We start from the raw sequence: 12900 nt of genomic DNA on the forward strand, positions 1-12900 counted from the left end.
CTAACTGCTGCCCACTCTAAAGTGAGTACATGACAGTTACATTACTCTTAAATGACACTTTTATGACTTTGCTTTTCAGCCTAATTACTTAGCTAGCGAAACTGTCTTATCTATTGAAAATTCGAAAGAAAAACACGAACCTTTGTTAACTTCACTGCTAATATTTAATTTACTATCGTGGCGCGTTAGTACATGTTTTGTAATCGCGAGCCCTAAGCCTGAGCCACCTGTTGTTCTGCTGCGGGCTTTATCAACACGATAAAAACGCTCAGTTAAACGGTTAATATGCTCTGGCGCAATACCATCACCATTATCGGTAACACTAAAACACGCTTTATTGTTTTTGCGCTGCCAACAGACTTCCACTTTGCCACCGGGTTTAGTGTAATGAATGGCGTTAAATACTAAATTAGAAAACGCACTACGCAGTTCATCCTCAGAGCCTTTAATATCGAGGGTTTTATCAATATTAAAAATAAGCTCATGGCCTTTGTCTTGATTAATTGAGTTTGCCTCAGTGTGAATATAACCAAGTAATTGCGGTACGTTTATGGCTTTATCATTGTCTTGGCGACGAGCACCTTCAATACGCGAAAGCGATAGTAATTGGCTGACTAAGCTATCCATGCGCTTGCATTGTTCAAGCATAGTATTTTGCGCTTTGTTCCACATTGCTGGCGGCGGCATCATGTCGCCATCCATCATCTCAAGATACCCAGTAACCACTGTAAGCGGTGTACGTAGTTCGTGTGACACATTGGCTACAAAGTCTTTACGCATCTGTTCTAGCTGTTTTAAGCGCGTTACATCACGCACAACAACCATAAGTTGCGTGCTTGCATAAGGCATTACCCTAAATTCTAGTACTTGCTCAATGCTATGGCCGTTATCCAGCTCAAGCGCGTCGTCAAATTCACCTTTGTGCATGTATTTAGCAAACTTAGGTTCGCGAATTAAATTATCAAGACGCTGACCATGATCGGTTGGCCACTGCAAACCAAGCACTTTAAGGGCTAATTGATTACACCACACAATACTTAAATCGTTTTGTAATACCACTACCGCATCAGGTACTGCTTCAGCCCCATCGCGAAAGCGACGAATTAAATCAGCAAGCTCATTACGTTTTTTACGATTACGATGCTGTAGATGATAAATACCTTCGAACACTTGCTCCCATGCACCCTCGCCCTCAGGTGGATTAAAGCTACGTTGATTAAGTAGCCAATCGCTCAAACGATAAAGTTGATGGTAGTGCCAAATAAGGAGGGAAAAAGATCCTAAAAATAAAAGCAAAAATGGCGCGCCAACCAGCACACCAATTAATAGTAAGGGTAAAAAATAGATAAACAGGCGCTTTACTAACGCCTGCTTATTAACAACTCGATACATACACTCACTTTACCTTAGAGTAGTAATACATGCGTATTTCATACATTAGCTAAGCTTTAAGCTGATCACAGCTTACTTGAAAAACGATATCCAGCACCACGTACAGTTTGCACCAAACGGTCATGTCCAAGTGGGCCAATTGCTTTACGCAGACGACGAATGTGCACATCAACCGTGCGATCTTCTACGTAAACATTAGTTCCCCATACATGATCAAGCAGTTGTTCACGGCTATAAACACGCTCTGGGTGAGTCATAAAAAAGTGCAGTAATCTAAATTCGGTTGGCCCCATATCAAGCTCGTTACCTTCTGAGGTAACACGATGCGAAATAGGGTCTAAACGCAGGCCATGTACTTCAATAGCTTCTTCTAATGAGGTTGGCGATACACGGCGAATAACCGCTTTAATACGCGCCATAAGCTCTTTAGGAGAAAACGGCTTAGTTACGTAATCGTCAGCACCTACTTCAAGACCGCGTACTTTGTCTTCTTCTTCGCCACGGGCTGTAAGCATAATAATTGGGATTTGACGGGTGTGTTCGTTTTGCTTAAACTTTTTAGCAATTTGAATACCGCTTCCACCTGGTAACATCCAATCAAGTAAAACCATATCTGGGTAAGGTTCAACCATAGCTGCAATAGCAGAGTCGTAATCTTCTGCTTCAATTGCTTGAAATCCATTTTGCTCTAAAACAAAAACCAACATCTCCCTGATAGGAGCTTCGTCATCTACGACTAGTACTTTACGTGACATTCCAATTTATCTCTTACGCTATCGAATTAGTTTTCATTATTATGACTAAGTATGACATTTTTATGAAAGTGTAACGTGTAAATTAAAATGGTGGTAAAAAAAACACAAATTAGTGACAAAAAACCTCATTAACGTCATATTTTTAAAACCTTTTTAATATTTAACGTAATAATAAGAGATTTACGATAAATTTATAAAATAGCTAATTTTTGAAATTATCTGCTTTTTGTCGCTAGTTGAATCATTAAATAATACAAAATTAGCTGGGATCATTGTTTTACTAACCAAGACATTTTTACAGATCGATCGTTTAAAAGCAGCTTTAAAGCCATTTTAAAATTAATAAACCCGCCTGTGTAACAATCAATACGTTTAAAAATAGATCTAAATTTTACTAAGCCCAAAATAAAGGATCAGATTTTTACCAAGCCGATCCACTCTCAGATCAGAGTTGTACCTAGTCAAAGCCATAAGTTGTTGATTGTTTATACAAATAAATAACGATCAAATTATCTCAGAGCCTAAAATAGCGAAAAAGTGTATTTGGCTTAGTAAAGTAATGATCCGAAAAGGCTGTGTTAGTAAATGCGTGATCCCAAAGTACGGCGTTGATAGTACAGCGATCTGATCAATAGAAGCCGTAACCTGCAATATAAAAAGGGCTGACATTAAAAAAGCCAGCAACAAAGTTACTGGCTTAAATGATCAATTATAAATTGATCTATTATCTAATTTTAGGGTCTAGTTCGCCGCTTAAGTATTTAAGGTGCATTTCATCAAGTGAAATTGGCTTAATTTTACTAGCCTGACCAGAAGTACCAAACGAGTTATAGCGCGCAACACAAATCTCTGTCATTGCTTTTGTAGCTTCAGCTAGGTATTTACGTGGATCGAAGTTAGATGGGTTAAGCGCCATATGACGGCGAATAGCACCGGTAGATGCTAAACGTAAATCGGTATCAATATTTACCTTACGAACACCAAACTTAATGCCTTCAACAATCTGTTCAACTGGCACACCATAAGTTTCTGGAATTTCGCCACCATACTGATTAATAATTTCTAACCATTCTTGAGGAACTGAAGATGAACCATGCATCACTAAATGCGTGTTAGGAATACGTGCATGAATCGCTTTAATGCGGTCAATCGCTAAAATGTCATCTGTTGGTGGGCGAGTAAATTTATAAGCTCCATGCGAAGTACCACATGCAATTGCAAGTGCATCAACATGTGTTTTATTTACAAAGTCAGCCGCTTCTTCAGGGTCTGTTAGCATTTGCTCAGTGGTTAGTATACCTTCTGCGCCAACACCATCTTCTTCGCCAGCTTCACCTGTTTCAAGTGAACCAAGTACACCTAGCTCGCCTTCAACCGATACGCCACAAGCATGCGCCATAGCAACAGTTTCGCGCGTTACTTCTACATTGTATTCGTAGCTTGAAGGAGTTTTGCCGTCGCTCATTAACGAGCCATCCATCATTACTGATGAAAAACCAAGCTGAATTGAACGCTGACATACACCTGGCGATGTGCCGTGATCTTGGTGCATAACAACGGGAATATGTGGCCATTCTTCAACGGCTGCTAAAATCATATGACGAATAAATGGAGCACCAGCATAAGCACGTGCGCCAGCTGATCCCTGAACGATTACTGGGCTGTTTGTTTTGTCAGCCGCTTCCATTATTGCGCGCATTTGCTCTTGATTGTTAACGTTAAAAGCAGGTACGCCGTAACCATGCTCTGCTGCATGATCTAAAAGTTGTCGCATACTGATTAAAGCCATTGGGTATTCTCCAATTTATCGACAGTAGTTCCCTACCATCTAGTTTGAACGGATGTGTTAGTTTGGCGTTATAACAACGCCACGAAAAACCACTGCTTTGCAGTAATATTCCGTCTAAATTAACTATTAAATTAGGGTGAGAGGTATTTAATAATTAATTGTCGGTGAGGGCTATTACCCCCTCACCTTACGCTACTAAAATTACTTAGCGCGCGACTCTAGCATTTCAACTGCTGGAAGTTTTTTGCCTTCTAAAAACTCTAAGAACGCACCACCACCAGTAGAAATATAAGAAACTTTATCGGCAATGCCGTATTTATCAATTGCGGCTAAGGTATCACCACCACCAGCAATTGAAAACGCATTTGAGTTAGCAATTGCTTGTGCAATAGCACGTGTGCCATTACCAAATTGGTCAAACTCGAACACGCCAACAGGGCCATTCCATACAACAGTGCCCGCATTTGCAATAATTTTTGCAAGCTTGCTCGCTGTATCAGGACCAATATCAAAAATCATATCGTCGCTTGTTACTTCGCTTACATCTTTAAGCGTAGCTACAGCAGATTCAGAAAACTCATTACCAACAACTACGTCAGTCGGTACCGGAATTTCACCATTATTAGCAATCGCTGCTGCACATAAGCGGTTAGCTTCATCCATTAAATCTGGTTCGTAAAGCGATTTACCAACTGGGCTACCTGATGCAGCAATAAAGGTATTTGCAATACCGCCACCGGTAACTAATTGGTCAACAATTTTAGAAAGTGAATCTAAAACGGTTAGCTTAGTTGAAACTTTAGAACCACCAACAATCGCCACTAATGGACGAGCTGGGTTATCAAGTGCTTTGCCTAACGCTTCTAGTTCAGCTGATAACAATGGACCTGCACATGCCACATCAGCAAATAAGCCAACGCCATGCGTAGATGCTTGCGCACGGTGAGCCGTACCAAATGCATCCATTACATATACATCACACAGTGCTGCAAGTTGCTTAGATAACGCTTCGTCGTTTTTCTTCTCGCCTTTGTTAAAGCGCACATTTTCAAAAACAACCACTTCGTTATCAGCAATATCAACACCGTTTAGATAATCTTTTTCTAAACGTACAGTTTGCTCAAGGGCATCGTTTAAGTAATCAGCGACAGGTGCTAGCGAAAACGCTTCATCATATTCCCCTTCCGTAGGACGGCCAATGTGTGACATAACCATTACTTTAGCACCCATCTCAAGCGCTAATTTAATAGTAGGTAGTGCTGCACGAATACGCGCATCTGACGTCACTTTACCTGCTTTAACTGGTACATTTAAATCTTCACGAATTAATACGCGTTTGCCGTTTAAATCTAAATCTGCCATTTTTATGACCGACATGAACATCTCCTTAGTTAACGATACTGAACCTGAAAAATACGTTTAAAATTATTATATTAATAAATTACTTATTCACTGCCATCATAGCACGCGCTGTGTCGAGCATACGATTAGCAAAACCCCATTCGTTATCACACCATACTAATAACTTTATCAGTCGTTTGTGACTAACACGTGTTTGTGTGCCATCAATAATACAAGAATGTGGGTCGTGATTAAAATCAACCGACACAAGCGGCTCTTCGGTATAACTTAAAATACCTTCTAAGCGGTCTTTTGCTTGTGCTTTAAGTGCGTTATTTACTGCGTTTAAATCTACATCGGTATTAACCGTTACACTTAAATCCATTGCCGTGACATTTATAGTCGGTACACGTACGGCGATGGCTTCAAAACGGCCTTTAAATTTAGGTAAAATACGGTCTATACCACGGGCGAGCTTTGTATCAACTGGAATAATTGATTGGCTTGCAGCGCGAGTACGGCGTAAATCATGATGATAACCATCAATCACTTGTTGATCGTTCATCGACGCATGAATAGTTGTAATAGCGCCCGACTCAATACCAAATGCATCATCTAATACTTTAATAACCGGCACAACACAGTTAGTTGTACACGAGCCGTTAGACACAATTGTGTGTTCGTTTTTAAGCTCATCGTCGTTAATGCCATACACAATCGTAGCATCAACATCGTTATCGGCCGGATGCGAAAACAACACCTTTTTAGCGCCTGCGGTAATATGTAACTGCGCATGTTCACGCGAGTGATAAACACCCGTACATTCAAGTACAACGTCTACATCGAGCGTTTGCCAAGGTAATTCAATTGGGTTTTCTTCACAAAAAAGTGCAATGGTATCGCCTGCAACACTAATGGTGTCTTCACCAAGTTTTACAGGAAAAGAAAAACGACCGTGGGATGTGTCGTATTTTAATAAATGAGCAATAGCTTCAGGATCAGCAAGTTCGTTAATCGCAACAATTTTTATATCGTCGCTCAAACCAGACTCGTATAACGCGCGGACAATATTTCGACCAATACGACCAAAACCATTAATTGCAAGTTTGATTGCCATGAAATATAAAATCCACTCTTTTAGCGTGCAGATAAAGGCAATACGCCTTTTAGATGGCTGTATTGTAATCGACCTTGAGTATGATTATAAGAGGGTAGCATTAGAAACTTTAAATTAAGAGTAAAGAGCTTACGCGTTGCAAGCTCTTTAATGGCTCTGGGCTTTTAGATTAAGCCTTGTAAATTAAGCTTTTTAAACTAGTTTTTTTAATGCATTAATTATATCTTCTGGCTCAGAGCGAGTACGGTAATCAACATCAACATAGCGCCAAGTCACTTTACCTTGTTTATCTAAAACAAAGGTGGCAGGAATAGGTAAAATACTGCCATTTCCGTTATTCAGCGACTCTAAATCTAGGCCTCGGTCTACTCGCATATGCTCTAGTAAAAATGTAGGTACTTGCCATGCTACGCCGTAGCTTGCTGCTACATCCGCATTTTGATCCGACAGTACTACAAAATCCATTTTACTTATTTCGTTTTCGCTCATTGAGCCATCGGGTACTTGCGGGCTAATAGCCACCAGCTGCGCACCTAAAGCATGAATTTCAGGTAAACGTGACTGCAGTGCTTTCAGTTGTAAATTACAGTACGGACACCAACTACCACGATAAAAAGTAATAACCACAGGGCCTTGTGCAAGTAACTCGGTTAACTGCACCGATTGACCATGTTGATTTGGTAACTCAAAACTTGGTGCGCTTTGGTTTAAATCAAGTGCATTAGCACCTTGCTGAAACGCTTTTGCTTGTGCAATCGTTTCATCAACACCTTTCATAAAATCAGGATTACCTTTACGCCCTGCGGCTATTTTTGCCTCAGTTTGTGCTTTTAACGTGTTATTTTCATCGCTCATAATATGGCTACCTTCAAATTAATCAAAAACTTAAAGCCAGCTTACATTATGAAAATGTATTTGAAATGAAAATTTTAACTTATTCATTTACTTCTAAATCAAACACCACGTTTATTGATGATTTAAATGTAATAGTTTCTTGCAGGTATCTACCTTGCTCAAATGGATTTCTAGTAACTTTAGAACCGGTTACAACTATTCTCTCAAAATTATCTGCGCCATAACCATAACTTGAACGGTTAGAATTTGAATTAATGCTGTAAATTTTTCCAAGCTCTGCGCCAAATGCTTTAGCAAGCTTACCCCCTTTAACTATAGCGTTATCTATTGCGCCTTGTGTTGCTTCAGCTTCTAACTGCGCGGCTTTTGAAGACATAAGCTCAATATTCGTCAGTTCATTAATTTTTACACTTAATGCAAAATCGATAAAATCATTCAACTTTTCAATATTTCTTAATGTTACTTTAAGTGTTCTTGTTGCTACATATCCTGCATTAATTGCTGTACCGCTCTCGACATTAAACTTGTCGTCATCATTGTAAGTTAACAGGCTTGTAGCAGAAACATCCGTCTCCTTAACACCGTACTTGCTTAATCCTTTAAGTAACAAATTTACTCGGTCATCAACATCACGTTTTGCATCAAGTGATTTGTCTTTAAAGCTTATTACTTCAAAAGAAATCTTAGCCATATCGGGCTTTGCTAATACCTCAGCAGTACCCTGCACTGCAATATGGCGATTAGCAGGTAAGCTTGAATTAGCAAAAGTGATGAGTGGGAATAAGGTTAAGAAAATGGCAGTAATGAGTTTCATATTCGTTCCTTGGAGTAATTAGCTAAATAATGACTACGTAACTGTACCTATAGTCATACGGATAACAATAAAAGTAAACTGCTCTTTATTGTAGGCGGGAGTTTATCTCGCCCGGCATAAAGCCCCGCCTACAGCTAACCTACGTCAACTCAGCTACTTTTAGCTCTTTGCCACAGCTTATTTGATGACACTGGGCTAGCAGTAACTCAGCGGTTGCTTGTGCATCAGTCAGTGCATGATGGCAATGATAGCTTGGTAACTCATAACGTGTGCGGCATGCATTAAGGGTTAAATCATCTTGTTTTATTTCAGTTGAATGATGGAGTAAGCGCTTTTGCTCAATATGCAGTGTGTCGAGTATCAGTTTAGGCCGTATTGTTATATTGGCATTTTTAAGCGCTATTTTTAAAAACCCCCAATCGAGCATGGCATTATGAAACACTAAAATACAGTCGCTAAAATGGCAGCTCAATTGCGTTAATATACTGCACAAGCTCTGTCCTTTTGTTATAGCATCATCGCTAATTCCATGAAAAACAGGACTTTGCTCAAGGCTTTTTACGTCCTTATTTATAAGGTGCTGTGACTCGCTCATTTTTATACATTGGTTATCTATTATCACCCACGCTACCGATACAATTTCGTGCTGTTTTGCATCAAGGCCAGTGAGCTCTAAATCAATCACCAAATAACGTTGTTGTAAGGCATTTTTACCTAGTAATTTACGGCGCTTTAAATACCGAGTGAGCAGCTTTTTTACCATGTTAGTAATCCATCGTTATAAACTGCCGCGAGCAAACTTAAACGCGGCGGCTTGCTGCGCTTGTTTAACAAGGTAAAACGCTTCTTTTAGTTGATGGCGCTCTAGTGAGTTTAATTTATTAGGATTAATACAATTACTCGGTAAGCCCTCTTCGTTTATTTGTGTACTCAAGCGAAGCTGCGTTAAGAACCGCCAGCAGTCTTTTAGGTTGTATATATCTTCTTTGCTGATCAGTTTATGTTTTAGTAGTGCGTCCAACCGCTCTTGCGTGTTGGCGCGCCTAATACCAGCTTTTAAAGCGTATAACCGCACTATGTCATTTATAATTACGACGCCGCGTTTTTTTAAATCTATGTATTTATTATTTTGATCTGTTTTTTCGGTTTTAAATTTATTAAATAAACCAATTGGCACGCTGTTGCTGCTTATGTCGGTTGCCATTGCGGCATAGAATAAGTCGTTACGCGATATACGAATTAGTTGCTCGCAAAAAGCCGTGTATAAAGCGTTTGAACCTTCAATAAATCGCAGGTCAAAAAATATCTTACAGTTAAGCATTGCATTGGGTGTGGGGCTTTTTATCCATTTAAAAAAGCGCTCGCTCCAGTCGTTTACGCTCATACGGCACTCATCGCTGCTTGCCATAATATTACCTGGGCAACGCCTAATGCCGCACTCAACTAAGTTTTCACATACAAACTCTCCCATGCTTTTAAAGTAAGCGTGTTGCTCGGTGGTTAAGTCGTTAGGGAGTAATAAGCCGTTGTCTTGATCTGAATGCAGGGTTTGTTCTTCGCGTGCTTGCGAGCCAAAGCAAATAAAACTAAAGCTGGTTGGCGCTGCGCCATGCTCTTCTTGAAATAAGTGAATAAGGCGCGATGTAAGCGCATCGGTTAAACCACTGAGTAATTTACCAATTAGCGATATGTCGTCAATGTTGTACGAAAAACCACGCAAAAGTTCGGGGATTTCTTTTGCGTAGCGTTTTAAATCAGTAACAGTATGCGCTTTATATATGCGCCCAATAAGCTGTACGGGGTCGCTTTTTTGTTGGCGTAGTAAATCGGTGCTGGTTATCATCCCTATTGGGTTATGATTTTCGTCAAGCACGGGTAAATGATGAATATTGTATTTAAGCATTAAGTGCAGCGCCGAAAACACCCTGTTATTTTCAAATATAAACTTAGGTTTGGCTGTCATAATACTGCTTACTGCGTCTTGTGGATCTACCTCGTCGGCAAGTACTCGGTTTCGTAAATCGCGGTCGGTTACCACCCCGACTAAGTGCGCGTGCTGCGTTATCATTATTGACGATACGCCATGCTCTTTCATTTTTTTAGCGCTTTGCCTAATACTTGCATCGGGCGAAAGCGTAATGGCGGTGCGGGTCATCAGCTCTGATATTTTACGTTCAGACCAACTATCATTTTTACTTTTATAATGCGATGACAGCAACCGGTTAGCATGAGCGCGTACAAAGTATTGCTCAAACGATTTATATTCTCTGCGTAAAAAATCAAAGTGCGTTTGAGAGAGCATATACACTATGCCCTCTTTTTGTACTTCCAACCTATTTTGAATTGCCTCACCGGTTAACAGCGACGGAAAACCAAAATAGTCACCTTGCGCTAAGCGTGTAACAACATCACCCTTACCATCAACTAGGTCATACAAACCAGAGCGAATTAAAAACAGTTTAGGGTTTTCACTTTGTAACCACTGAGTTTGGTTTTCGCGGGTGAGGTAAATAATATCAAGATGATTTACAAAATATTCGCATGCGCTGCTATCAAGCATAGTAAAAGGCGCTTGCAAACAAACGTATTGGGCTATTTCTTGTTGTTCTACACTCATTGTATTCGCTCTTTAAATGGTGATGTACCAATCTAATGTACTTATTTATTAAACAAATAAAAAGCCCGACTAAAGTCGGGCTTTTGGTGCTTTATGTTTTCTAAACTATATCTATAAATTATAGCCTAGTGGTCGTGTGCTTCTGCAGACCCTTTTGGGTTACGAATGCTTTCAACCATTTTTTGAATTTCAACCGGTGTAGGTTTAGTAAACTTAAGAACAATTGCAGCAACTGCAAAGTTAATAATCATACCAATTAAGCCAATACCTTCAGGCGAAATACCTAAGAACCAGTTTTCAGGGCTGTTTAGCTCTGGGCTAACAAACTTGAAGAAGATGATATACGCAGCGGTAAAGCCAATACCCGTTACCATGCCTGCAATGGCGCCTTCGCGGTTCATTGTTTTAGAGAATATACCCATAATAATTGCTGGGAAGAAACTCGCTGCCGCCAAGCCGAATGCAAATGCCACTACCGATGCCACAAACCCAGGCGGGTTAATACCAAAGTACGCGGAGATAACAATAGCGACCATGGCTGCCAACCTCGCTGCAAGTAACTCTTGCTTGTCAGTAATATCGGGCTTGAGAGTTCGCTTGAGTAAATCGTGCGAAACGGAGGTCGAAATAACCAGTAGTAAACCTGCTGTTGTAGAAAGTGCAGCGGCAATACCACCAGCAGCTACAAGTGCAATTACCCATGCTGGTAAGTTAGCAATCTCTGGATTTGCTAATACCATAATGTCGCGGTCTACGTTTACTTCGTTAGCACTGTTCGGATCGGTGATTTTACCCGCCGTGTAGAACATTTTGCCATCGCCGTTTTTATCATCAAATGTAATTAAACCTGTGCGTTCCCAGTTTTTAATCCATCCAGGTGCTTCTGCGTAAGCTGTACCGCTACCGTCTTTACCATTAATAGTATCAACCATGTTTACTCGAGCAAAGGCTGCAACCGCAGGTGCTGTAGTATAAACAATCGCGATGAACACAAGTGTCCATGCTGCAGAAATACGCGTGTCTTTTACGCGAGGTACAGTGAAAAAGCGAACAATTACATGTGGTAAACCAGCAGTACCTACCATTAACGCGCCAGTAATAGCGAACACGTCAATCATGCTCTTAGAGCCTTCGGTATATTGCGCAAAACCAAGTTCAGCGCTTAAGCCGTCTAGTTTATCAAGTACGTACACGCCATCGCTGCCAATTAATGTGGCACCAAAACCGGTTTGTGGGAAGAAATGACCCGTCATCATCATCGAGATAAAAATGGCTGGTACAAGGTAGGCAAATACAAGTACACAATACTGCGCTACTTGTGTGTAGGTAATGCCTTTCATGCCGCCAAGTACCGCATAAAAGAATACAATCACCATACCAATGTAAACACCGGTTTCAATTTCTACTTCTAAAAAGCGTGAAAATACGACGCCTACGCCACGCATTTGCCCTGCAATGTAAGTAAAACAAATGAATATGGCACATACAATTGCCACTAAACGCGCGGTGCGTGAGTAGTAACGGTCGCCAATAAAGTCTGGCACAGTAAACTTGCCGAATTTACGTAAGTAAGGCGCTAAACACATGGCTAATAGTACATAACCACCTGTCCACCCCATTAAGTAAACGCTGCCATCGTAACCTGCAAACGAAATAATACCCGCCATTGAAATAAACGACGCGGCACTCATCCAATCAGCAGCCGTTGCCATACCATTAGCAAGAGGAGGTACGCCGCCGCCTGCTACATAAAACTCTTTAGTTGAACCCGCACGGGCCCAAATTGCTATGCCGATATAAAGCGCAAAGCTTAAACCAACAATTATAAACGTGAGTGTTTGAACATCCATTGCTTAGCTCCTATTCGTCTACGCCGTATTTTTTATCTAACGTATTCATTTTGAAAACGTACACAAAAATCAAAGCAACAAAGGTATAAATCGCGCCTTGCTGGGCGAACCAGAAGCCAAGTTTAAACCCAAAAAAACGCACTTCATTAAGTACATCAACCAGTAATATGCCAAAGCCGAAAGACACGATAAACCACACTGCTAATAGTTTAAATAACAGCGAAATGTTTTCTGCCCAATAAGCTTTTGCTTGTTCTTCATCTTTAAAAGCCATTTTTGTTTTCCCCTTTAAGCACCGCAATATCGCGATGAGTGGTTTTTTATCTTCGCTTACCAATTTAGCAACGCTGGTTACATATTGAATTGAGAC

At 40.4% G+C, this 12900-nt stretch carries 11 protein-coding genes; all 11 read right to left on the reverse strand.

What is annotated here, in order from left to right; genetic code table 11:
• Positions 1-84: 84 nt before the first annotated feature.
• The gene (phoR, locus tag I6F45_RS03940) at positions 85-1392 is read right to left on the reverse strand and encodes a phosphate regulon sensor histidine kinase PhoR (protein WP_024608321.1); all 1308 of its coding nucleotides are present in this window, start codon (positions 1390-1392) and stop codon (positions 85-87) included.
• 65 nt (positions 1393-1457) lie between these two features.
• Entirely contained in the window at positions 1458-2147 is a 690-nt protein-coding gene (gene phoB, locus I6F45_RS03945; protein WP_006791869.1) for a phosphate regulon transcriptional regulator PhoB, read from the reverse strand.
• Between the two features lie 724 nt (positions 2148-2871).
• The gene (fba, locus tag I6F45_RS03950) at positions 2872-3936 is read right to left on the reverse strand and encodes a class II fructose-bisphosphate aldolase (RefSeq protein WP_007377491.1); all 1065 of its coding nucleotides are present in this window, start codon (positions 3934-3936) and stop codon (positions 2872-2874) included.
• Between the two features lie 201 nt (positions 3937-4137).
• Positions 4138-5313, reverse strand: coding sequence for a phosphoglycerate kinase (locus tag I6F45_RS03955; RefSeq protein WP_165727303.1), 1176 nt, complete (start codon positions 5311-5313; stop codon positions 4138-4140).
• 64 nt (positions 5314-5377) lie between these two features.
• Positions 5378-6394 carry an erythrose-4-phosphate dehydrogenase gene (gene epd / locus I6F45_RS03960; RefSeq protein WP_007587176.1) on the reverse strand — a complete coding sequence of 339 codons (1017 nt, stop codon included), beginning with the start codon at positions 6392-6394 and terminating at the stop codon, positions 5378-5380.
• 192 nt (positions 6395-6586) lie between these two features.
• Positions 6587-7249 (reverse strand): peroxiredoxin-like family protein, encoded by a 663-nt coding sequence (locus I6F45_RS03965; protein WP_197159724.1) that lies wholly within the window; start codon positions 7247-7249, stop codon positions 6587-6589.
• Positions 7250-7328: 79 nt separating this feature from the next.
• Entirely contained in the window at positions 7329-8063 is a 735-nt protein-coding gene (locus I6F45_RS03970; protein WP_165741135.1) for an SIMPL domain-containing protein, read from the reverse strand.
• Positions 8064-8202: 139 nt separating this feature from the next.
• Entirely contained in the window at positions 8203-8826 is a 624-nt protein-coding gene (locus I6F45_RS03975) for a 3'-5' exonuclease (protein ID WP_165741136.1), read from the reverse strand.
• A gap of 15 nt (positions 8827-8841) precedes the next feature.
• On the reverse strand, positions 8842-10680 hold the full coding sequence (locus I6F45_RS03980) for a DUF294 nucleotidyltransferase-like domain-containing protein (RefSeq protein WP_165727299.1): 1839 nt from the start codon (positions 10678-10680) through the stop codon (positions 8842-8844).
• A 125-nt stretch (positions 10681-10805) separates the two neighbouring features.
• Positions 10806-12530 carry a sodium:solute symporter family protein gene (locus I6F45_RS03985; RefSeq protein WP_197159726.1) on the reverse strand — a complete coding sequence of 575 codons (1725 nt, stop codon included), beginning with the start codon at positions 12528-12530 and terminating at the stop codon, positions 10806-10808.
• A gap of 10 nt (positions 12531-12540) precedes the next feature.
• Positions 12541-12804 carry a DUF4212 domain-containing protein gene (locus I6F45_RS03990; protein WP_007377498.1) on the reverse strand — a complete coding sequence of 88 codons (264 nt, stop codon included), beginning with the start codon at positions 12802-12804 and terminating at the stop codon, positions 12541-12543.
• Positions 12805-12900 lie beyond the last annotated feature (96 nt).

Origin of the sequence: Pseudoalteromonas sp. SWYJZ19, assembly GCF_015864375.1 — a bacterium.
GTDB classification, from domain to species: domain Bacteria; phylum Pseudomonadota; class Gammaproteobacteria; order Enterobacterales; family Alteromonadaceae; genus Pseudoalteromonas; species Pseudoalteromonas arctica.